The organism is Bradyrhizobium sp. USDA 223 (assembly GCF_044909005.1).
In the GTDB taxonomy this organism is placed as follows: Bacteria; Pseudomonadota; Alphaproteobacteria; order Rhizobiales; family Xanthobacteraceae; genus Bradyrhizobium; species Bradyrhizobium yuanmingense.
In genome coordinates, this window is the sequence record NZ_JBIYDR010000001.1 from 7,163,666 (window position 1) to 7,183,666 (window position 20,001).

The following is a 20,001-nucleotide window of genomic DNA, read 5'->3' on the forward strand; positions in this document are numbered from 1 at the left end:
GCGGATCAACGCATACCGCTCGCCGATCCCGAGAGCAGATAAAGCGCGATGAGCAATGTCGCGACCGACAGCATCGTGGTGATCGAGACCGTGGCCGCAACCAGCTTCTCCTCGACCTTGTGTTCATGTGCGAGGACGTAGACGGTTTTCGCCGTCGGCACGGCCGCGCAGATGACCGCCGCAACCGTGTAGAGAGGGGTGAGGCCGATCACGACGCAAAGCCCGTAGACGATGAGCGGCATGACCACCAGTTTCACCGCCGCGAGCGCAAACGACGCTTTCAGGTTGGACCGCAAGCCCTCGATGGACAGGCCGAGCCCGATGGCGAACAGCGCGCACGGCGTGAGCGCGGCCGCGATCATGTTGAGATAGGCCGCGACCGGTGCCGGAATCGGCAGTCCCGTCACCGCCCAGGTGAGGCCGATGAACGTCGACAGCACCATGGGATTGAGCAGGATCTGCTTTGCCAATCCCATAGAGCGCACGGAGGCCCCGCGTGCATCGCGCTTTTCCAGCAGGATCACCGTGATCGGAAACATCACCGCGGCCACGAACACCGTCGCGACGGCCGCGGGCAGGACGGCGGGTTGGCCGTAGATCGCATGCAGGATCGGCAGCGCGACGAACCCGGTGTTGGTCATCGCCGCCGCCATCCCCTGAATGGTGCTGCTGGCGAGGTCGTGTTTGCCGCCTGCGCGGACCGGCACGAACACGAGCGCGAAGCAGATCAGCGAGCCGCCGCCGAAGGCGAGCAGAAAGCGCCATTCCAGGAGATTGCGCGCCGGCTCCTGGGCGATCGTGACAATCAACAGCGCCGGCATCGCCACGTTGTAGGCGAAATGCACCAGGGCATCGGCCAGCGCGCGCGAGAGATAGCCGAGCTCGCCGGCGAGCCAGCCGGTGACGATGATCGCGAATACGGGAAGAACGAGGCTGGCGACCTCCATCCGGCTTCCCCCTCATTTTCGAACAGGGAGGGTAGACCGGCAATGGACTGGCGTCACTCCGTGATTTGTGGGCCGCCTTGATTCGTCGGAGGAGAATCCGCCTCGCTAGATTCCCCGGCGCCCCTGGTCTCCGATCACGCAGCGCCAGGCCGCCAGGCGCTCGGCCGGATGCTGGTTCATCCATTCGGCAAGCTGCGGCGCGCCCATCAGGCAGGCCTGCACCGAGATTTGCGCAAAGTCCGACGTGGTGACGATCTGCTCGTGACAATTGGAGGGAGAGGCGAGGCTGCAAAGCACGGCGATGATCTTGATCACGATACGTTACCTCCGTCGCGGCCGATGAACGGGCGACCGATCGCCGGCTTTCCCTGGCCCTCGTCCGTCGGATCGACCGGCGGGAAGATGCTATCGTAGATCGCCCGCGCTTCCTGGATGAGGCGCGTTCGCTCGCGCTCGGACTTCGAGACAAATCGAATAACTTCGCCCATGTTGGCTCCGAATATCAGTGTGAGTCCGTCATGAGATGACGTCGATCATTCAAACGTCATCTATGGTCATGCCCTTAAGCTTTGAAGCGGCCGGTCCGGTCACGACCGGATAAAAAGCGCGTGACCGCGCCGCGCAGTTCCCAGCATCCCGGTGCGTCTTGCTTGCTGGGTTGTTGAGCTGCCCATCACATCACGTTCGTTGTACGGCGCCAGCCGCGACGAGCGACTATGGCGTCAAATCACCCCTTGCCGACATGAGCAAGGATGGTCTCACGAAAGCAAATGCCGCTGAATCGAATATGTTTCGCCTCGCTCGGCGTGCAAGTTTTGGAACCATCACGGAGATCAATGAACGAGGACGAACCGTCTCAGGCCGCCGGCGCGTGCTCCTTCCGTCCAGGCACGGCTGCGAGCAATTCGCGCGTATAGGCGTGCTCGGGCGCGGCGAAGAGTTGCGCAGTCGGCTTCAGCTCGACGATAGCGCCGCGCTGCATCACCGCGATGCGGTCGCAGATCTGGGCAGCGACGCGCAGATCGTGGGTGATGAACAGCATCGACAAGCCAAGGCGCGCCTTGAGATCTTCCAGCAACTTCAACACCTGCGCCTGCACCGAGACATCGAGCGCGGAGACGGCCTCGTCCGCGACGATGATCTCCGGCTCGAGCGCGAGCGCGCGGGCAATGCCGATACGCTGGCGCTGACCGCCGGAGAATTCGTGCGGATAGCGTTCGAGCGCGCCCGCGTCCAGGCCCACCATCTTGAGGAGATCGCGCGCGCGGTCGAACGCCACCTTCGGATCGGTCCCGGCTGCGATCGGCCCGTCGGCGATGATGTGGCCGATCTTGCGGCGCGGATTGAGCGAGGCGAACGGATCCTGGAAGATCATCTGGATGCGATGGCGCTCGCCGCGCAGCGCCTTGCCGGAAAGCGAGGTCAGGTCGGTCTCGCCGATCCGCACCGTGCCGCGGTCGGCTTCGATCAGCCGCATCACCAGGCGCGCTACCGACGACTTGCCCGAGCCGGATTCACCGACGAGGCCGAGCGTCTCGCCCTTGAGGATGTTGAAGTTGACCGCGCGCGCCGCATCGACGCGGCGGGCCTGGCGGAACCAGCCGCCCGACGTGACGTAGGTCTTGTCCAGCCCGATCACCTCGACGGCCTTGGCCCGATCGTCCAATGGCTCTCGCGACGGCGGATCCATCGAGGGCACGGCGGCAAGCAATGCCTTGGTGTAGTCGTGCTGCGGCTCGTTGAAGATGGCCGTGGCGGGACCTTCCTCGACGACCTTGCCGTGGCGGAGCACCACGACCTGGTCGGCGATGTCGGCGACCACGCCGAAATCATGCGTGATGAACATCACCGCCATGTTGCGGCTCTGCTGGAGGTTGCGAATCAGCTTCAGGATCTGGGCCTGCGTGGTGACGTCGAGCGCGGTGGTCGGCTCGTCCGCGACCAGCACCGCGGGCTCGAGCGCGAGCGCCATCGCGATCATGGCGCGCTGGCGTTGGCCGCCGGAGAGCTGGTGCGGATAGGCGCGCACGATACGCTCAGGGTCGGGCAGGCCGACTTCGCTTGCCAGCGCCAGCGCCTTGGCCCGCCGCTCCTTCGGCGTGAGCAGGCCGTGCGCCTCGAACATCTCCGCCATCTGGTCGCCGATCCGCATCAACGGATTGAGCGCGGTCATCGGCTCCTGGAAGATCATCGCCAGCCGACGACCGCGCAGATCGCGCCAGCCGTCGTCAGCGAGCTTGAGCAGGTCCCGGCCCTCGAACTGGATCTCACCGGAGGTGACCGAGACCGTATCCGGCAAAAGGCCCATCAGCGCATGCGCGCACATCGACTTGCCGGAGCCGGACTCGCCGACGACGCAGACGATCTTGCCGGGCTGCAGATCGAGCGAGACGCCGTCGACCGCGAAGGGGCGCTCGGCGCCCTTGGGCAGCGCGATCCGCAAGTTCCTGATGGAGACGGCGGGCGGGGCGGTCATCGTCAGCGGCCCTCCCGCGACAGGCGCGGATTGAGCGCATCGTTGAGGCCTTCGCCGATCAGGTTCAGCCCGAGCACCGAGATCAGGATCGCGATGCCGGGAAACACGGTGATCCACCAGGCCTGCCGGATCACGGTGCGGCCGGCGCCGACCATGTAGCCCCAGGAGATCAGATTGGGATCGCCGAGGCCGAGGAAGGACAGCGAGGATTCAAGCAGGATCGCGGTCGCCACCATCAACGAGGCCAGCACGATCACGGGCGACAACGCGTTGGGCAGGATCTCGCGCAGGATGATCCAGCTGTTGCTTTGGCCGGTGACCACGGCGGCCTGGACATATTCGCGGGTACGCAGCGAGAGCACCTCGCCGCGCACGAGGCGAGCGACCGGCGGCCAGCTCACCACCGCGATCGAGGCGACGATCGAATAGATCGAGGGCTGCAGGATGGCGACCAGCACGATCGCGAGCGCGAAGCTCGGAATGGTCTGGAAGAACTCGGTGAAGCGCATCAGGGCGTCGTCGACCTTGCCGCCGAAATAGCCGGCCATGGCACCGATCGGCACGCCCACGATCAGCGCCGCCAGCGTGGAGACGAGACCGACCAGAAGCGAGACGCGGGCGCCGAAGATCATGCCGGCGAAGATGTCGCGGCCGAGCGCGTCGGTGCCGAGCGGCACGGCCCCGAGCGTGAACGGCGGCAGGAACGGCCGCTGCACCATGCGCCAGGGCGAGTTCGGGAACAGCATCGGTCCGAACACCGCGACAGAGATTGCAACCAGGAGGATGACGAGCCCGATGACGCCGCTCGGGCTCTTCAACATCGATTTCCAGAACTGTTTCATGCGGCGTATTCGATCCGCGGATCGACCAGGCGATAGACGAGGTCGGTGATGAGGTTGAAGGTGAGGACCATGGCGGAGCAGATCACGAACACGCCGAGCAGCAGATTGTAGTCCCGCTGCAGCAGCGCGTCGTACATCAGCCGCCCGATGCCGGGCCAGGCGAACACGGTCTCGGTGATGACGGCGCCGCCGATCAGCGTGCCGGAATGCACGCCGGCGAGCGTCACCACCGGCAGCAGCGCGTTGCGCAGCACGTGGCGGCGCTGGATCACGGCGTCGGAGAGCCCCTTGGCGCGCGCCGTCTTGACGAAGTCGAGGCGTTTCACCTCCAGCATCGAGGCGCGCGTCATGCGGGTGTAGGTCGCCATGAAGAACAGGCCGAGCGTCATCGCCGGCATGATCAGGTGCTTTGCGACGTCGACCGCATGGGCAAGGCCGGTGAGGTTGGCCCCGACCGTCTCGTAACCGAAGCTCGGCAGCCAATCCATCGTGACCGAGAACAGGAGGATGCCCATCAGCGCCACCCAGAAGATCGGCATGGCATAGAAGATCAGCGCGAACACGGTGATGGCGGTGTCGAAAAACGTTCCGGCAAAGCGCGCGGCGAAGGTGCCGAACAGGATGCCGAGCGTGAGCGAGATCGCGAAGGCGGTCAGCGTCAACAACAGCGTCGCCGGCAGCCGCTCGCCGATTAGTTTTGCGACCGGAGCCTGCTGCCGGAAGGAAAAGCCGAGGTCGAGGCTGACGACGCCCTTGACGTAGATGAAGAGCTGCTCGGGCAGCGGCTTGTCGAGCCCGAACTTCTCCCGGAGCTGCTTGACGAAGACCTGATCGCTGGCCCCGGCCTCGCCCGCCATCACGATCGCGGGATCGCCGGGCGCCAGGCGGATCAGGAAGAAGTTGAGGACCACGATCGCGAGCAAGACGATCACGCCCTTCAGGACACGCTGAGCAACGAAGGAGAGCATCTTACTGGAGGTTCATAGAGGGTGACGTAGGCTTTAGCCACTGGGGCGGTACGCTCCCTCGCCCCGCTCTTGCAGGGAGAGGGTTGGGGTGAGGGGCCTCTCTCGGAGTGTGAGAAACGCCGACGGACCTGTACCCCCTCACCCGAATATGCGCTTCGCGCACATTCGACCTCTCCCCGCGAGCGGGGAGAGGTGAAGAAAGGCATGCGCTCACTTGTCGAGCCATGCGTCCTTGAAGCCGTCATTGACCCCGATCCCCGTGGTGATCAGGTTCTTGACCTTGCAGCGCATGATGGTCGGAAATTGCAGCTCGAGCATCCAGGCCACCGGCACGTCCTCGACCAGGATCTTCTGCGCCTTCTCGTAGATCTCCTTGCGCTTGGAATCCGGCGTTGCAACCGCGCCCTCGGCGAACAGCTTGTCGATCTCCGGGTTGGAATAGCCCTCGACGTTGTTGAACACCTGGCCCTTGGCGATGTTGCTGGAGACGTAGTTGCGCCCCACTCCGAGCGCGGGGTCGCCGTACTGGTAGAGATAGGTGAAGGCGATATCGTAATCCCACTCGGCGATCTTCTGGTTGCCGCCGGCGACGTCGGTGGCGATCGTCTCGATGGTCATGCCGACATCCTGGAGGTTCTGCTTGACGGCTTCGCCCCAGCGCTGCCAGGTCTCGCCATAGGCCAGCGGCAGCAGGCGGATCTTCTCGCCCTTGTAGCCGGCTTCCTTCAGCAGTGCCTTGGCCTTGGCCGGATCGTAGGGGTATTTCTTCACGTCATCGGTATAGAACTTGATGGTCGAGGCCGACGGGCCGGTGGCGACCTTGCCGAGCCCGTTCCAGATCACGTCCTTGGCGAAGTCGCGGTCGACCGCATACATGATCGCCTGCCGCACCCGCTTGTCGGCGAGCGGACCCTGGGCGGTTGTTCAGCCACAGCCAGGCCAGCGGCGAGAAGAATTCCCAGCCCGCGCCGGTGACGCAGGTGTCCTTCAGCTTGGACAGCCGCGGCACGTCGAAATTCTCGACCGAGCCGCCGGGCAGCACGTCGACCTTGCCGGTCTCGTAAGCCACCGAGCGCGCGGCGGCGTCCGGGATGATCTGCCAGTAGATCTCGTCGAGATAGGGCTTGCCCTTCTCGTGGTAGTTCGGATTCTTGACCAGGCGGATGAACGAGCCCTTCTGCCATTCCTTGAACATGAATGGGCCGGTGCCGATGGGTGCGTTGTTGTAGGGGTTGGTCTTCCAGTCGGTGCCTGCATAGAGATGCTTCGGCACCATCGGCATCGAGCCGACCTCGAAGATGCCGAGGAACGGGCCGAACGGCTGCTTCAGCGTGAAGACCACCGTATGATCGTCCGGCGTCTCGATCTTGTCGACCTGCGCCAAATTGGTGCGGGCGCGCGCATGGGTCTGCTTCAGCATCTCGATCGAGAACAGCACGTCGGCGGCGGTGAAGGGCTTGCCGTCGTGCCAGGTCACGCCCTTCTTCAGCTTGAAGGTGTAGGTCTTGGCGTCCTCGCTGACGCTCCAGCTCTCGGCGAGCTCCGGCAGGGGATCGAGCTTGGGGCTGTAGCGCAAGAGGCCTTCGAAGATGTTGCCCGAGACCATCTGGGTCGGGCCGTTCTGGACCTGCGCAAGCATCAGGCCGGGCGGCTCAGGCTGGATCACGGCATTGATCACACCCCCCGTCTTCGGCTCTTGCGCCAGCGCAGGGGCCACAAGGCCGCAAGCCAGGAGGAGACCAAGCAACACTCGTTTTGGCATGTCGTAATCTTTCTCAAGCGAGACCAGCCGGAAACGCTTCGCACGCGCCCTCGCGCGCAAAGCGACGGTCGGTCCATCCCAGTCCCCATCCGCCATCGAGGCTCACACAGTCCCGTTCGGCGCGGCAAGATGAAAGTCGCGACAGTGCTCGCACAAAAAATGTACAGCTCGTCCTGTTTCTCCGCCTGTGCGACGGCACGGCAGATCGGCCAGCTCCGAGGGATCAGGCGGCCTTCAGAAGTGATGAGAGCATGCCGGGGCAGTGCACAAGTCCGCGCCTGCGACCAAAAGCATCAGCCCGTCATTTTGCGCCGAGCGCCCGCCGCAATTCGTCGAGCGCCTCTGCAAGCTGCTCGCGGTGCGCGATGTCGTCCTTGGGCAGCGCGGCGACGCTGCGGGCGAGCTCCCGCAGGATTCCGGCCAGCAGGCCGAAGTTGATGTGCAGATGCACCGATTTGCGTTCGTCGGGCGCGCCAGGATGTTGCAGCACCAGCCAATGCCGCTGCCGTCGAGCTTCGCCTCGAAGCGGGACGAACCTCATCGATGCCCGCGCATTCTGGCCGAGAACGAGCCGGACCGCCTTGCGCCAGGTCAGAGGCGGTCGGTGCCAAATTTGATCCGGATCAAAGCCGGTCCAGCGCTTCTGCGATCGAATGGCAAGTAGCGGGATGCGGCTGCGCGTCCTGTTCCCTTGAGCCGTGAGACGATCGATGGACATTCAGGCTACGACTATCCCTGCGGATGACGACAGCGGGCTTGATGTCGCCGGTCTCGAGCCGGCGCCGGACGTGGGCGCGCAGCACTGCCTGCTTTTGCTCGGCAATGCTGGCCTGCGCCCGACACGCCAGCGCCTGGCGCTCGGCCGATTGCTGTTCCTGGGCGGCCATCGTCACGTCACCGCAGAAAGTCTCTATGAAGAAGCAATGGCCGCGAACGCATACCTGTCGCTCGCCACCGTCTACAACACGCTGAACCAGTTCACCGAAGCGGGCCTCTTGCGCCGGATCGCGGCCGACGGCATCAAGTCGTTCTTCGACACCGACACGTCCGTGCATCCGCACTTCTATCTCGAAGGCGAGGACGTGTTGGTCGACGTTGCCGATGGCCTCGCCTTCACCAAGATACCCGAGGCCCTTCCCGGCCACGAGATCGCGCGTCTCGACGTCGTCGTCCGTTTACGCCGGAAGCGAACTTAGCGCAGCCGTGGCTCTTACCCTCCCCTGGAGGGCGAGGGTCGGCTCACATTGAGCGCAGCGAAAATGTGAGACGGGGTGGGGTGACGGTGTCTCCACATCCGACACTGCCCGAGTGGAGAGATCACCCCACCCGCTCGCGCTGCGCGCGATCGACCACGGGCGAGCTTCGCTCGGCCCGGCCCCTCCAGGGAAGGGTAAGAGCAGCGTTGCGCCTTACCGCAACCCGGCGCGGCGGAATCCCTCCAGATAGTGTTCGCGATCTCGCTCATTCGCCCACGGCAGCTGCGTCGCGATCCAGTGCAGCGAGATGCCCGGCTGGGTGCGGCGGAGCTCTCCAAGTGCCATTTCCGCAAGCGCGCCATCGCCGGTCATGCCGGCGGAGACGGCGAGCACGCGGTAGGCCCCGGTAAGATCGCCGCGGTGGCGGATCGCCTCGCGCGCCAGCGCGATGGCCTCGCCATAGTGCCGTTCGGTGAAGCGCGCATAGGCGGCGATACCGTGATAGATCGCCAATGACGGATCGCGCGGCGACAGCCGGATCGCCTTTTGCGCAGCCTCGAACGAGTCCTTCGACCGTCCGGCATAGGACAGTGCCAGCGCGTAATAGCCCTGCGCCAGGGAGAAGTTCGGATTGAGCGCGAGCGCCTGCTCGAACTCGGACAGTGCGTCGGTGAGCCTGCGGGTCGAGAAGCAGACGCTGCCGAGCGCGGCATGTGCCCAGGCATCCTCATGGTCGCAGCGCACCGCTTTGAGCGCGGCGGCTTCCGCGGACGGCGCAACCGCGGCCAGCTCGGTCCAGCCGAGATGCACGCCGAACATGTCGTTCACGGCCAGCACCGACAACGCCTGGCCGTAATCCGGGTCGATCGCGATCGCGCGCGCGAGCAGCGCCTTCGCGGCCGCGTGGTCCTGCCGGGTCACGCGCCAATAATGCGACAGCGCGCGCATCAACAGGTCCCAGGCGTCGAGGCTCGCCGGCGGCTTGCGACGGCTGCGGAAATTCTCGGCGGCGTGGATCTGCGGCTCGATCGCGGCGGCGATCGCATTGGTGATCTCGTCCTGCACGTCGAAGACGTCGACGAGCTCGCGGTCATAGCGCTCGGCCCAGAGATGACCGCCCGACACGGCGTCGTTGAGCTGCGCGGTGATGCGCACCCTTTTGTCCGCCTTGCGCACGCTGCCTTCGACGATGTAGCGGACGCCGAGTTCCTCGGCGATCTGCCTGATGTGGACCGCGCGTCCCTTGTAGGTGAAAGAGGAGTTGCGGGCGATCACCATGAACCAGCGCTGCTTCGATAGCGCGGTGAGGATGTCCTCGCTGATCCCGTCGCCGAAATAGTCCTGCTCGGGATCCCCGCTCTTGTTCTCGAAGGCGAGCACCGCGATCGCCGGGCGGTCCGCAACGCGCGGGGGAGCGGGCCTGGCTTCCGTCCGCGCGAGCGATACTGCCACCTCTTCCCGGACCTCGCCGATGAAGCGAAACCCCTTGCGCGGAATGGTCTTGATCAGGCGCTGGGTCGCGCCATCGTCGCCGAGCGCCTTGCGCGCGGCGTTGATCCGGCTGTTCAGGGCGGAATCCGAAACGATGCGGTCGTTCCAGATCTGGCTGATCAGGTCATCCTTACTGACCACACGCGCCCGTTGCGTGACCAGATAAAGCAGCAGATCGAACACTTGCGGCTGCAACGGAACGGTTTCCCCGTCGCAAGTGAGCTCCCGAAGGTCACCGTCCAGCACGTTGTTTTCAAAGCGAAATCGCACGTTCTCGTCGTCTCAAGCAAAAATCAAAGTCGTCTCAGGCGAAAATCAATCGTCCGCGAAAGCCGCGGGACGTCCGATCCGGCATGGTGCGAAGACCAAACCGTATCGATGCCTCGGCACAACGGAGTGTTTTATGACCCAAATTGATCACCAGGTTCATTCTCTCGGCCCGGAGGCTACGGGCTCTCGTATTTTCAGGTTCATCGCCTTTCTGTACGGAATTGCGGCGTATCTCGTGTTTTTCGTCACCATTCTCTATGCGATCGGCTTCGTCATGGGGGTGATGGTGCCCAAGACCATCGATACCGGTGCCGAAGCGCCCGTCGTTCGCGCGGTCGTCATCAATCTGCTGCTGATGTCGCTGTTCGCGGTTCAACACAGCGTGATGGCACGCCAACAATTCAAGGCATGGTGGACGCAGTTCGTCCCCAAGCCGGTCGAGCGAAGCACGTATGTGCTGTTCGCGAGCCTGTCATTGCTCCTCCTGTTCTGGCAGTGGCGTCCGCTACCCGCGGTCGTATGGGAGGTCGAGAACCCCGATCTTGCCGTCACACTGGTCACGTTGTCCTTCGCTGGCTGGATGCTGGTGTTCACCTCGACCTTCATCATCAACCATTTCGAACTGTTCGGCCTGCATCAGGTGACGAATCATCTCGTCGGCAAGGAGATGGAGCCGCCGCGCTTCAAGACGCCGCTGCTCTACAAGTTCGTCCGCCATCCGATCTATCTCGGTTTCATCATCGCGTTCTGGGCGGCGCCGGTCATGACCGCGGGTCATCTGCTGTTCGCGGCCGTGACCACGCTCTACATCTTTGTCGGCATCGCGCTTGAGGAGAGCGATCTCGTCGATCTCTTCGGCGACGAGTACCGGCAGTACAAGCAACGCGTCTCCATGCTTATTCCCTGGCGCCGGTCGGTATAGTCTAGGCCAAGCCCCGCGCATCCAATCGAAACAAGGGCGCGCGGGGCGCCGACGCGCGATAGCGATCCATCGGAAAAAGGGAGACGTCCAAATGAAACATGTCGGAAACTGCTTCTGTGGCGCGGTCACGATCGAGGTCACGGGTGCACCGGAGGCGATGGGCTATTGCCATTGCCGCTCCTGCCGCTCCTGGTCGGGCGGTCCGGTCAACGCCTTCAGCCTGTGGAAGCCGGAAGCCGTGCGCATCACCGAAGGCGCTCAGAATGTCGAGACCTTCGTCAAGACGCCGCTCAGCCAGCGCAAATATTGCAAGAAGTGCGGTGGCCATCTCATGACCAACCATCCGCCGCTCGGTCTGGTCGACGTCTTCGCCGCCACCATCCCCACCCTCGCGTTTACGCCCGGCGTCCACGTCAACTATGCCGAGACCGTGCTGCCGATGCGCGATGGCCTGCCCAAGCTGAAGGATTTTCCCGCCGAGTTCGGCGGAAGCGGCGAAATGATGCAGGAATAGCGGCGCGTCTTCAGTTGAAGGCTGTTCCCTGCTGCCATCCTTGGTCGATTCGACTACCCCGGTCCGTTCACCTCTCCCGCTTGCGGGAGAGGTCGCGCCGAAGGCGCGGGTGGGGGCTTTCTCCTCTTGGGGATTGTCCCATTGCGGAAGCACCCTCTCCCCAACCCTCTCCCGCAAGCGGGAGAGGGAGGGCACCTCCGTCGTTGCAGCGATCAAGCGTCATTTCATCGCACTTTAGCCTCCGCGCGATTCGACCACCTTGCGGCAGGAATCGGACAGCTTCGACTTGTTCTCGCGCAGGCAGGCGTTCATTTGCGGCGGCTTGCCGATATGCTCGGCGCAGAATTTGCTGGCGTCGCCGCGGCAGGCCATTTGCTCCTGGACGGATGGACCGGACTGCGCGGCAGCAGGCAGGGCGGCAGCTGCGAGCAGCAGCGCGGCAAGAACCGAAATCTTCATAGAGCACCTCTTTGGAATTCTCGTTGGTCCCGACCGGGATCAATCGGGCCGGACCATTCCGCAAAGGCCGGGCGCCGGTCCATGCCATGTTCATGGCAGCGGCCAGTCCTCCCGCCCGCGGTACCCCCATCTTCATGGCATGTATCCGCGGGCCGACTTTTGTCATTCAGGCTGCACCTCGGCTGCGAGACCCGGTGATTGCGTCGGGACGCCGAACGGAACCAGGAGAGCAAGATGTCGAAGAGAGCTGGAGCGCTGGGCGCAGGGCTGACGGTCATGGCGCTGGCGGGTGCGGCGATGGTGTCGCTGGGCACGAGCCCGGCGCAGGCCGTGGTCTATTGCAAGACCGTCGGCGTGCCGAAGGGCTGCGTGGTGCGGCCGGCTGGCGCCGTGGTGGTGGGAGCGCCGGTCGCGCGGGCTGCCGTCGCGACCCCCGGTGTCGGCGCACCCGGTGTCGGTGTGCGTGCCGGCACGCCGATGAATCGGGGCGGCCCGGTCAATCGCGTCGGCGTGCGCTGATATTTCCGCTCCATTGAACTGATGCATCGCTTCGGGCCAAGGGGCCCGCGGACGAAGACCCCCCGTCCTCCGCGGGCAATTTCAACCCGGCCCGTCCCCTCTCTCCGTGCGCCCCACACGTTCGGGGAGGGGGCCCTTTCAACCCGCGGCCATGTCGCTGTCGGGAAAACGTTGCGGCAATTTCAGCCGCAAGCGCGTGCCGGAGGAATCAGACGTCAGGTCGAGCACCGCGCCGCAGCGCGCGGCGCGGCTTTTCATATTGCGCAGGCCGCGCGCGGTCTGGCCGGCCCCCGCGGCCTCGCCATTGCCGGCCAGCGCAAAACCGTTTCCGTCGTCCGTCACGGTTATCACGCCGTAGGGTCCCTGGCCTGCGTCGAACGTGTCGATGGTCACCGCGATGCGGCGGGCCTGCGCGTGCTTGACCGCATTGGTCACGGCCTCGTCGAGGATGCGCACGATCTGGACGACGTGCCATGGCCTGAGCTCGGGATGCAGCGGCAGGCCCTGCGGCGTCGCCACGCGCCAGTCGAGCGTGATGTCGTGCGGCCGCAATTGGGCCGTGGCGCGCTCGCGCCAGGAGCCGAGCGCCAGCATCAGGTCGCCGCCGATGTCGTCCATGGAATCGATGACGAGACGGAGATCCTTCAGCGCCGCGCGTGCGGCGTCCGTGATGCTCGCGCCCGCGCTGCCGCGTTCGGACAGCGCGACGATGCTCACGAGCTGGCCGCCGAGTCCGTCGTGCAGGTCTCGCATCAGGCGCGTGCGCTCGTTGGCGAGCGCCGCCGCGCGGGCGCGCTCCTCCTCGCGGGCAAAGCTCGCCTTCAGCCGCTCCTCGGCCTCCCGCACCCGCGTCACCAACTGGCCGGCAAAGCTGTCGACCTGGTTCAAGGCGCGGGCGAAGCGCCAGGTCAGCCCGGCGCCGATCGCGACCAGCATCGCCGAATAGGACAGGCGCGAGACGAAGATGCGATCGTTGCTCACGATATCGAGCACCGTGAGCATGTCCTGAACCCAGCAGACCAGCACGATGGTCACCGCGCAGCCGATCGTGAAGCTCGCCGCGTCCTGCCGTCGCACCACCGCGGTTGCGGTGACGCAGGCCATCAGGAACAGGCAGAGCCCGACGGTGGGAATGCCGAGCACCAGGAACAGGATGCGCGGCAGCGGCGGGCCCCCGATCAGCCCGACCACGAATATGAGGACGCCTGGCACGAACAGCAACGTGCCGTAGCGCGGCCAGCGCCAGCCGAAGAACAGCACGCCGAACACGACGATCAGCGCGCTCTCGATCGGTGCGGAGGCCAGCAGCACCGCGGCCAGGTGCGATACCGTGGCCGGCGGCACCGGCGGCGGCGCGAATGCCTGCACCACGCCGAGCACCATCGCCGTCGCCAGTACGCCATAGACCGGCTCGTGACGCCGCATCAGCCACATGATCGCGAGGATGACGGCCAGGATCGCCTGCCAGGCGGAAAACACCACCGGCAGGGTGACGAACAGCAGCGTGCGTGTCTCATAGGCCGGGCGCAAGGCGGCATCCGGCCCGACATAGACGGTGTCGAGGAAGCCCTTGAGCGGGCCCCATACGAACAGCCGCACCGTGATCTCGTTTCCGCCCTCGCGCAGCAGCGACGCGGGGATGGCTGCGATCTGCGGCGTGTTGCGGTCGGGCCGGTTGGCGTTGGTGTCGCGTCGGGAGTCGAGCACGACGACGCCGTTGACGGCGACCTCCACCGCGTTGCTGAAGCGCGGCAGGTACACCGACCAGCCCGCGGCCGCATCGCCGCCCCGGAATGTGAAGGTGCCGGCGTAGATCGGCGGGTCGGCCAGCGAATAGCGTGACGAGGTGAAATGCGGCAGCGTCACCGGGCGCGTCAGACCGTCCTCCCGCGCCGAGAAATCGTCCACCGCGTAGTCGTCGGGATCGTTCGGCTGCAGCAGCCGAATCCCCAGGATCGTAACGATCACGATCAGGGCCTGGAGCAGCAGATAGGGCACCAGGCGCGAGGCGATCAGCCTGCGCCGCGGGCGTGTTGGTGCCCTCGCAGGTGCTTTGGCCGCGATCTCACTCACAGCTTGATCAGGCCCTGCTGCACCGCCTCGAACACCGCCTCGCTGCGCGTGTGCACCTCGAGCTTGCGATAGATGTTCTTGATATGGCCGGGCACGGTCTGCTTGGAGAGGCCGAGATGGCTTGCGATCTCGGCATAGCTGAAGCCTTTGGCGATGCCCCACAGGATGTCGATCTCGCGCGGGGTGAGCCTTGCCGTGTTGAGCGCGGGGCCGGGCGGCGGCTCCGCCGAATTCTGCGCGGCACCTTGCGTCCTGCGCACGATGAAGCGGGCGATCGAGGCCGAGATCGGTGAATGTCCCGCGACCAGATCGCGCACCGTGGTGGCGATGTCGGTGGGGAAGGCGTCCTTGAGCAGGTAGCCGGTGGCGCCGACCGTGATCGCGGAGATCACGCTCTCCTCGTCGCCGAGCGCGGAAATCACCATGATTTCGGTGTCGGGGAAGCGCTGCCGCATCTCGCGGATCAGCTCGACGCCGTGGCCGTCGGGCAGCCGCAGATCGGTCAGCAGCACGCGCGGCGCGCCGGCGGCGAGGGCCTGCCGCGCCTCTGCGAGCGTACCGGCGCTGCGCACCTCGTAACTGGCCTTGACCAGCGCATCCTGGAGGCGCCAGCAGGTCGGCGCATCGTCCTCGACGAGGAGGATGGTGATGGCTTCACCCGTCTCGCCTTGTTCGGTCATGATCAATGGTCCCGCGACCCGCGTGTCCCCCGCGGCGCAAGGCAAGTTTAGCCGCAGCGCGCACGCCGTGACACCCATAATCATGGGGGCAGTCACGGGACTGCCATGTGCCGACCCAACGTTGCCGCGCGACGGAGTGCCGCCGCCAATCCAGCTTACGAAAGATCAACCCGCGGCGGCGGATATCGCCGCGCCAGGACCGATAGCGACAGCGGCCGTTCGTCTTCCGGCAGCTCCAGATAGGCCAGCACGAGCGGCCGCTTCCAATCGCCGACGCCGAAATCCATCGCCGTCCATTTCTGCGGCTCGGGCCCTTCGAGCCCCCGGACCCAGACGAAATAGCGGGGAAGGTCGTCCGTGTCCGTCGTGCGTCTCCTGGCCATCGAAGCGGTCCGCTGCGTCAAGATCGTTGCCGCACGATATAGGGAATATCTGGGGGAAGTCGAACGCCCGAGGCGATCGGGGAAGCTTGCCGCCCGCGCCGGTGCCGGTTGGCGACAAAAGCGCTGTCGTTGCCCGTTAAGGTTCGATCCGTTCGAGAAATGATCGCGTAAGCGAAACAACCTCATCGAGGTTGGTTTCGAGCAGCCAATGGCCGCCATCCAGGAGATGCAGTTCGGCATCCGGCAGGTCGCGGAGATAGGCCCGCCCTGACTCCTCAGGCATGTAATGGTCCTGCGGCCCCCACAGGATCAATGTTGGCGGCTTGTGCTCCTGAAGATATCGGCGGTGCTCGGGAAACCATTGGCGGTTCGCCTTGAGGCCAAACAGAACGTCTGCGGCGGCGTCTTTCCGCCGCTCGGTCATCAGCGACCAGTGCAATCGCCAAAGGTCCGGTGCGATCAGTCCAACCATATCCGCACGCAAATCATTCAGGAACTCGTCGCGGAAATTCTCTTCAGTGACAGCTTCCCGCATCGCCGCACGCATCTCCTGATCGGGCAGTGACCAGGACTTCTCGATGTCGGCGTATGCCGGGCCAAGCGCATCTTCGTAAGGTATGTCGCCGTTTTGAATGATCTGGGCCACCACCCTCTCAGGCCGCATGATCGCCAGCCTGGCCCCGATCGGTGAGCCGAAATCATGAAGGTAGATCACGAAGCGTTCGATCTTCAGCTGCTTCACGAACTGGTCGAGCCACGCGGCATAGCCGCCGAAGCTGTAATCGAAGTCATCAGGTGTCCCGCTATAGCCGAACCCGGGATAATCGGGAGCAATCAGCCGCCATTTATCGGCCAGTCGCGGCATCAGATTGCGGAATTCGTAGGATGAGCAGGGATAGCCGTGCGGCAGGAGAACGACGGGCGCGCGTTCAGGACCGGCTTCTCGGTAGAAGGTATCCACGGATCCGATCCGGACCCTGCAATGTCTGACGCGTGTGTCCATGTCTTGCTTCCTTTGTAGATAAAGCAACTTCCGGGGCGGGGTTCCCGGCATCTGCGTCGTGGTGGGTAGAACCGAAGGCGGCTCTGACGGAACAACCACCGGAAGCTTACCGTTACGAAGCAACATCGGAGCGGGAGGTCGTTGTGATCCACCATGTCTCGGTAGGAACGAATGATGTTCAGCGTGCGAAGCGCTTCTACGATGCGGTCTTGCCGGTCGTCGGGATCACGCCGATGGCCGAGGACGAGGGTGGATTGGGCTACGGAAGCGGGACGTTTCACTTCAGCGTTCAAGTTCCGATCGACGGAAAGCCCGCGACCGTGGGTAACGGCAGCCACATCGCCTTTGCCGTCGAGAACCGCGCGATGGTCGATCGCTTCTACGCTGCCGCATTGAAGCATGGTGGCAGCGACGCTGGCGCTCCCGGGCTGCGGCCGAGTTACGACCTCAACTATTATGGGGCGTTTGTCCGCGATCCAGACGGTCACAAGATCGAGGCCGTGACCTACTCGGCACAATAGTCGCGAGCGAGCGGGAAGGCGCCATGCCGACCATGCCCTATGCAATTATCGAAGCTCCTTCGACGCTCGGCCTTGCGACTGACGGCGTGGAGCGCTTGCCCGAACAGCTGCTGAAGCTTGGTCTTGCGGAGCGCATCGGCGCGCGCCGCGCCGGGCGGCTGATGGTGCCTTCGAAAGATCCGACGCCGGATCCCGAGACCGGCGTCTTGAATGCCGGCGCAATTGCGGCGTGGTCGCCCAAACTCGCCGACGCGGTGGAAGCGGTGCTCGTCGCGGGCGAGTTTCCGCTGGTGCTGGGCGGCGATTGCACGATCTTACTGGGCTCGATGCTCGCGTTTCGACGGCGCGGCCGCTACGGCCTGTTGTTCATCGACGGCAACGCCGATTTCTTCCAGCCCGAGGCGGAGCCCAAGGGTGAGGGCGCCTCGATGGACCTTGCCTTCGTTTCCGGCCACGCCCGTCCCTCCTGGCCGACATCGAAGGTCGCGGTCCTCTGGTCCGCCCTGAAGACATTGTGGCGTTTGGATATCGCGATCACCAGGATCAGGCGGAATATGGAAGCCAGCCGCTTCCCGAAGAGCTCAAGGTGCTTGATCTTCCTGCTGTGCGGGCGCGAGGCATCGAGGCCGCTGCACGCGAAGCCGTCGATCACTTGACGCGAGCCGAGCTGGACGGCTTCTTCATCCATCTCGACGCCGATTGTCTCGACGATGCCATCATGCCGGCTGTCGATTTTCGCGTGCCGGGTGGGTTGTCGTGGGACGAGCTATCGACCGTGCTCCGGGTTGGCTTGGCGAGTGGCAAGGCGGTCGGCCTGGAGATCACCATCTACAATCCGGGCCTGGATGAAGACGGCAGCGCCGGGCGTGGCCTGGCCGATGTGCTCGCAGCAACGCTCGGGTCGTAGTTCGAGTTTGCTGAACCAGTCGGTCTTCGCCAAGAGAAGAGGCTTCGCCGGACACGCTTCGCCCTTTGGGCCGCCTGGCCGCGCCACGCGAAGCCCGAAGCGTGGTGCCCCTGGCCGGAATCGAACCAGCACTCCTTGCGGAACTCGATTTTGAGTCGAGCGCGTCTACCAGTTCCGCCACAGGGGCCCTCGGTCGGCCTCATAGGCGGCGTCGCGAAGCCGGCGGACTATAGCCATGGACGGGACGGGGTCAACCCGCGCCAAAGTGATCCCCGCCGTTCTCGACAGCCGCATGGGCTGGGGCTAGAGGCTTGGGAGCGCGAGAGATGCGAAAGAGGCTGCCGTGACCACCCAGAGTGCCGCCATACCTGCGTTCAAGCCGGGCGCCACGAGCCCCGCGCTGACCGCCGCGGCCTTGGTCACGCTGATCGGCTCAGCCACGATTGCGGGCGCCTGGTTCTTCCAGCTCGTCCTGGAGATCCTGCCCTGCCCATTGTGCCTGGAGCAGCGCTACGCCTATTACCTTGCGATACCTCTCGGTGTGCTGACGGCGCTGGCGGCGCGAAGCGGCGCGCCGCGGCCGCTGCTGCTGGCGGGGCTGGCGATCCTCACCCTGGCGACGCTCGCCAATGCCGGCCTCGGCGCCTACCATTCCGGGGTCGAATGGGGGTTCTGGAAGGGGCCGACCGATTGCTCCGGTCCGGTCGTCAACCTCGGCAGCGCCGCCGATCTCTTGTCGAAGCTCGACACCGTGAAGGTGGTGCGCTGCGACGAGGTGCAATGGCGCTTCCTCGGCCTCTCGCTCGCCGGCTACAACGTGCTGATCTCGCTCGTGATGGCCGCGATCGCTGCGTGGGGCTTCGTGCGGACGGCGAAGCGCTAAAGCTCAATCATCCACGTCGTCCTGCGTGCGCCCGAACAGGTGCACGATGCCCGGCGTTGCGATCGTCACGAAGACGAAACGCGACAGGTGGTGGGCGCCGACGAAGATCGGGTCGATGTGCAGCGTCAAAGCCAGCGCCAGCATCGCGTCCATCGCGCCCGGCGCGAAGGCGACGACGACGTCGGAGAATTTCACCGGGGTGGTCAGCGCCACGATGCCGACGAAGATGGCGGAGACGGCGATGGCCACGGCAAACGAGCCCAGCGCAGCGCTGAGGTGGCCGGCGAGCGTCTTGATTCGCATCCGGGCGAAACGGCTGCCGATCAGTGCGCCGATCCCGATCAGCGCAACGCCACGCACCCAGTCCGGCAGGCCGCCCTCGACCCATCCGGCACCATGCAGCACGCTGGAGGCGATCATCGCGCCGAACATCCAGCTCGCGGGAAACCTGATCAGCCGCAGCACGAGCGCCGCGGCCAGCGACGCGGCGGCCAGCTCGAGCAGGTCGAGCGGCGAGGCGATGGTCGTTGTCAGCGACTGTGCAGCCGAGGGCGTGACGCCTGCAATCGCCAGCACCATCGGCAGCGCGGCGGTCAGGATCATGACGCGCATGGTCTGCACCACCGCAATGCCCGGCAGGTCGGCGCCGCGCTCGACCGCCAGGATCGTGATCTGCGACAGCGCACCGGGACTGCCGGCCAGGAAAGCGGAGGTGCGGTCCCAGCCATGGATGCGCTGGAGGTAATAGCTCGACCCGAACGTGGAGCAGAACGTGGCGAGCGCAAGCAGGCCGATGGTGACCGGGTAGGCGCTGACCTGCTGAAGCAAATGGCGCGAGACGACCGAGCCCAGCGAGATGCCGAGCAGCACCAGCACGGTCTGGGTCAAAATCGGCGGCAAGGTCAGCTGACGGCCGGCGATCGCGGCGATCCCGACCGCGATCATCGAGCCGGAGATCAGCCCGCCGGGAAGGCCGGCGAGCAGAAACACAAGGCCGCCGGCGGTGCCGATGACGAGCGTCTCCACCGTGCTCAGGATCGTGGCACGGCTCGGCCATTCGAACGACAGGGAGGCGGTGATGTGCTTCACGCCACCTTATCGCAAATCAGCGCGAGGCGCACAATTGCAGGCTCGTCATGCCGCAATGCGCGAGGCCTTCCGCGGAGGCTCGGACGGAATCGTGAC

20 protein-coding genes, 1 tRNA gene and 2 pseudogenes are annotated in these 20,001 nt (G+C 65.0%); 7 read left to right on the top strand and 16 right to left on the bottom strand.

Annotation, left to right across the window (positions count from 1 at the left end):
* Positions 1 to 5: 5 nt before the first annotated feature.
* The 8 genes and pseudogenes from ABIA40_RS33330 to ABIA40_RS33365 form a co-directional block, all read right to left on the bottom strand.
* A complete protein-coding gene (locus ABIA40_RS33330; protein WP_271546200.1) occupies positions 6 to 947 on the bottom strand; it encodes an AEC family transporter in 942 nt (313 codons plus the stop codon).
* Between the two features lie 105 nt (positions 948 to 1,052).
* On the bottom strand, positions 1,053 to 1,262 hold the full coding sequence (locus ABIA40_RS33335) for a hypothetical protein (RefSeq protein ID WP_035996696.1): 210 nt from the start codon (positions 1,260 to 1,262) through the stop codon (positions 1,053 to 1,055).
* Positions 1,259 to 1,435 carry a hypothetical protein gene (locus ABIA40_RS33340; RefSeq protein ID WP_197424428.1) on the bottom strand — a complete coding sequence of 59 codons (177 nt, stop codon included), beginning with the start codon at positions 1,433 to 1,435 and terminating at the stop codon, positions 1,259 to 1,261. Before ABIA40_RS33340 ends, ABIA40_RS33335 begins: the two co-directional genes overlap by 4 nt.
* Before the next feature lie 368 nt (positions 1,436 to 1,803).
* Complete coding sequence (locus ABIA40_RS33345) at positions 1,804 to 3,423, bottom strand: ABC transporter ATP-binding protein (protein ID WP_271546197.1); 1,620 nt, start codon at positions 3,421 to 3,423, stop codon at positions 1,804 to 1,806.
* A gap of 2 nt (positions 3,424 to 3,425) precedes the next feature.
* Positions 3,426 to 4,265 carry an ABC transporter permease gene (locus ABIA40_RS33350; protein WP_035996700.1) on the bottom strand — a complete coding sequence of 280 codons (840 nt, stop codon included), beginning with the start codon at positions 4,263 to 4,265 and terminating at the stop codon, positions 3,426 to 3,428.
* Positions 4,262 to 5,233 carry an ABC transporter permease gene (locus ABIA40_RS33355; RefSeq protein ID WP_225188520.1) on the bottom strand — a complete coding sequence of 324 codons (972 nt, stop codon included), beginning with the start codon at positions 5,231 to 5,233 and terminating at the stop codon, positions 4,262 to 4,264. The genes ABIA40_RS33350 and ABIA40_RS33355 overlap by 4 nt, the downstream gene beginning before the upstream one ends.
* A 210-nt stretch (positions 5,234 to 5,443) precedes the next feature.
* Positions 5,444 to 6,995, bottom strand: a pseudogene (locus ABIA40_RS33360) (ABC transporter substrate-binding protein).
* Positions 6,996 to 7,296: 301 nt separating this feature from the next.
* Positions 7,297 to 7,485, bottom strand: a complete 189-nt coding sequence (locus tag ABIA40_RS33365) for a hypothetical protein (protein ID WP_404545497.1) — start codon at positions 7,483 to 7,485, stop codon at positions 7,297 to 7,299.
* Between the two features lie 220 nt (positions 7,486 to 7,705).
* On the opposite strand from ABIA40_RS33365, the gene irr reads away from it, so the two are divergent.
* The gene (gene irr / locus ABIA40_RS33370) at positions 7,706 to 8,191 is read left to right on the top strand and encodes a Fur family transcriptional regulator Irr (RefSeq protein ID WP_271546190.1); all 486 of its coding nucleotides are present in this window, start codon (positions 7,706 to 7,708) and stop codon (positions 8,189 to 8,191) included.
* A gap of 213 nt (positions 8,192 to 8,404) precedes the next feature.
* On the opposite strand, the gene ABIA40_RS33375 is transcribed toward irr, so the two are convergent.
* Entirely contained in the window at positions 8,405 to 9,952 is a 1,548-nt protein-coding gene (locus ABIA40_RS33375; RefSeq protein ID WP_404545499.1) for a winged helix-turn-helix domain-containing tetratricopeptide repeat protein, read from the bottom strand.
* A 133-nt stretch (positions 9,953 to 10,085) separates the two neighbouring features.
* Between ABIA40_RS33375 and mddA the strand changes: the two genes are divergently transcribed.
* Together mddA and ABIA40_RS33385 are read left to right on the top strand one after the other, a co-directional pair.
* The gene (gene mddA, locus ABIA40_RS33380; RefSeq protein ID WP_271546186.1) at positions 10,086 to 10,874 is read left to right on the top strand and encodes a methanethiol S-methyltransferase; all 789 of its coding nucleotides are present in this window, start codon (positions 10,086 to 10,088) and stop codon (positions 10,872 to 10,874) included.
* 91 nt (positions 10,875 to 10,965) lie between these two features.
* Entirely contained in the window at positions 10,966 to 11,388 is a 423-nt protein-coding gene (locus ABIA40_RS33385; RefSeq protein WP_271546184.1) for a GFA family protein, read from the top strand.
* Between the two features lie 234 nt (positions 11,389 to 11,622).
* Here the strand turns inward: ABIA40_RS33385 and ABIA40_RS33390 are convergent, their stop codons facing one another.
* Complete coding sequence (locus ABIA40_RS33390) at positions 11,623 to 11,847, bottom strand: hypothetical protein (protein WP_036020653.1); 225 nt, start codon at positions 11,845 to 11,847, stop codon at positions 11,623 to 11,625.
* Between the two features lie 234 nt (positions 11,848 to 12,081).
* Here ABIA40_RS33390 and ABIA40_RS33395 point away from each other — a divergent pair, with 234 nt between their 5' ends.
* On the top strand, positions 12,082 to 12,366 hold the full coding sequence (locus ABIA40_RS33395) for a hypothetical protein (RefSeq protein ID WP_271546180.1): 285 nt from the start codon (positions 12,082 to 12,084) through the stop codon (positions 12,364 to 12,366).
* A gap of 138 nt (positions 12,367 to 12,504) precedes the next feature.
* Here the strand turns inward: ABIA40_RS33395 and ABIA40_RS33400 are convergent, their stop codons facing one another.
* The 4 genes from ABIA40_RS33400 to ABIA40_RS33415 all read right to left on the bottom strand — a co-directional run bounded on the left by ABIA40_RS33400 (position 12,505) and on the right by ABIA40_RS33415 (position 16,505).
* The gene (locus tag ABIA40_RS33400) at positions 12,505 to 14,439 is read right to left on the bottom strand and encodes an ATP-binding protein (protein ID WP_271546178.1); all 1,935 of its coding nucleotides are present in this window, start codon (positions 14,437 to 14,439) and stop codon (positions 12,505 to 12,507) included.
* Positions 14,436 to 15,119, bottom strand: a complete 684-nt coding sequence (locus ABIA40_RS33405; RefSeq protein ID WP_271546176.1) for a response regulator transcription factor — start codon at positions 15,117 to 15,119, stop codon at positions 14,436 to 14,438. The genes ABIA40_RS33400 and ABIA40_RS33405 overlap by 4 nt, the downstream gene beginning before the upstream one ends.
* Positions 15,120 to 15,274: 155 nt before the next feature.
* Complete coding sequence (locus tag ABIA40_RS33410; protein ID WP_036020661.1) at positions 15,275 to 15,502, bottom strand: hypothetical protein; 228 nt, start codon at positions 15,500 to 15,502, stop codon at positions 15,275 to 15,277.
* Positions 15,503 to 15,638: 136 nt separating this feature from the next.
* Positions 15,639 to 16,505, bottom strand: coding sequence for an alpha/beta fold hydrolase (locus ABIA40_RS33415; protein WP_271546174.1), 867 nt, complete (start codon positions 16,503 to 16,505; stop codon positions 15,639 to 15,641).
* Between the two features lie 143 nt (positions 16,506 to 16,648).
* Here ABIA40_RS33415 and ABIA40_RS33420 point away from each other — a divergent pair, with 143 nt between their 5' ends.
* Together ABIA40_RS33420 and ABIA40_RS33425 are read left to right on the top strand one after the other, a co-directional pair.
* The gene (locus ABIA40_RS33420; protein ID WP_271546172.1) at positions 16,649 to 17,026 is read left to right on the top strand and encodes a VOC family protein; all 378 of its coding nucleotides are present in this window, start codon (positions 16,649 to 16,651) and stop codon (positions 17,024 to 17,026) included.
* A gap of 23 nt (positions 17,027 to 17,049) precedes the next feature.
* Positions 17,050 to 17,933: pseudogene (locus ABIA40_RS33425) on the top strand (arginase family protein).
* A gap of 102 nt (positions 17,934 to 18,035) precedes the next feature.
* Here ABIA40_RS33425 and ABIA40_RS33430 read toward each other — a convergent pair.
* Positions 18,036 to 18,120: transfer RNA gene (locus tag ABIA40_RS33430), tRNA-Leu, on the bottom strand.
* A gap of 156 nt (positions 18,121 to 18,276) precedes the next feature.
* Here ABIA40_RS33430 and ABIA40_RS33435 point away from each other — a divergent pair.
* Positions 18,277 to 18,816: a disulfide bond formation protein B gene (locus ABIA40_RS33435; protein ID WP_271546168.1), complete on the top strand. Its 540-nt coding sequence runs from the start codon at positions 18,277 to 18,279 to the stop codon at positions 18,814 to 18,816.
* Positions 18,817 to 18,819: 3 nt separating this feature from the next.
* Here ABIA40_RS33435 and ABIA40_RS33440 read toward each other — a convergent pair whose 3' ends face one another.
* The gene (locus ABIA40_RS33440; protein WP_404545504.1) at positions 18,820 to 19,905 is read right to left on the bottom strand and encodes an AbrB family transcriptional regulator; all 1,086 of its coding nucleotides are present in this window, start codon (positions 19,903 to 19,905) and stop codon (positions 18,820 to 18,822) included.
* Positions 19,906 to 20,001: the final 96 nt, after the last annotated feature.

Excerpts from the sequence above, each read along its gene's own strand:
- ABIA40_RS33390 (WP_036020653.1), bottom strand. The coding sequence starts at position 11,847 with ATGAAGATTTCGGTTCTTGCCGCGCTGCTGCTCGCAGCTGCCGCCCTG.
- ABIA40_RS33410 (WP_036020661.1), bottom strand. The coding sequence starts at position 15,502 with ATGGCCAGGAGACGCACGACGGACACGGACGACCTTCCCCGCTATTTC.
- ABIA40_RS33395 (WP_271546180.1), top strand. The coding sequence starts at position 12,082 with ATGTCGAAGAGAGCTGGAGCGCTGGGCGCAGGGCTGACGGTCATGGCG.
- ABIA40_RS33340 (WP_197424428.1), bottom strand. The coding sequence starts at position 1,435 with ATGGGCGAAGTTATTCGATTTGTCTCGAAGTCCGAGCGCGAGCGAACG.
- ABIA40_RS33415 (WP_271546174.1), bottom strand. The coding sequence starts at position 16,505 with ATGGACACACGCGTCAGACATTGCAGGGTCCGGATCGGATCCGTGGAT.
- ABIA40_RS33350 (WP_035996700.1), bottom strand. The coding sequence starts at position 4,265 with ATGAAACAGTTCTGGAAATCGATGTTGAAGAGCCCGAGCGGCGTCATC.
- irr (WP_271546190.1), top strand. The coding sequence starts at position 7,706 with ATGGACATTCAGGCTACGACTATCCCTGCGGATGACGACAGCGGGCTT.
- ABIA40_RS33345 (WP_271546197.1), bottom strand. The coding sequence starts at position 3,423 with ATGACCGCCCCGCCCGCCGTCTCCATCAGGAACTTGCGGATCGCGCTG.
- ABIA40_RS33355 (WP_225188520.1), bottom strand. The coding sequence starts at position 5,233 with ATGCTCTCCTTCGTTGCTCAGCGTGTCCTGAAGGGCGTGATCGTCTTG.
- ABIA40_RS33405 (WP_271546176.1), bottom strand. The coding sequence starts at position 15,119 with ATGACCGAACAAGGCGAGACGGGTGAAGCCATCACCATCCTCCTCGTC.
- ABIA40_RS33385 (WP_271546184.1), top strand. The coding sequence starts at position 10,966 with ATGAAACATGTCGGAAACTGCTTCTGTGGCGCGGTCACGATCGAGGTC.
- ABIA40_RS33330 (WP_271546200.1), bottom strand. The coding sequence starts at position 947 with ATGGAGGTCGCCAGCCTCGTTCTTCCCGTATTCGCGATCATCGTCACC.
- mddA (WP_271546186.1), top strand. The coding sequence starts at position 10,086 with ATGACCCAAATTGATCACCAGGTTCATTCTCTCGGCCCGGAGGCTACG.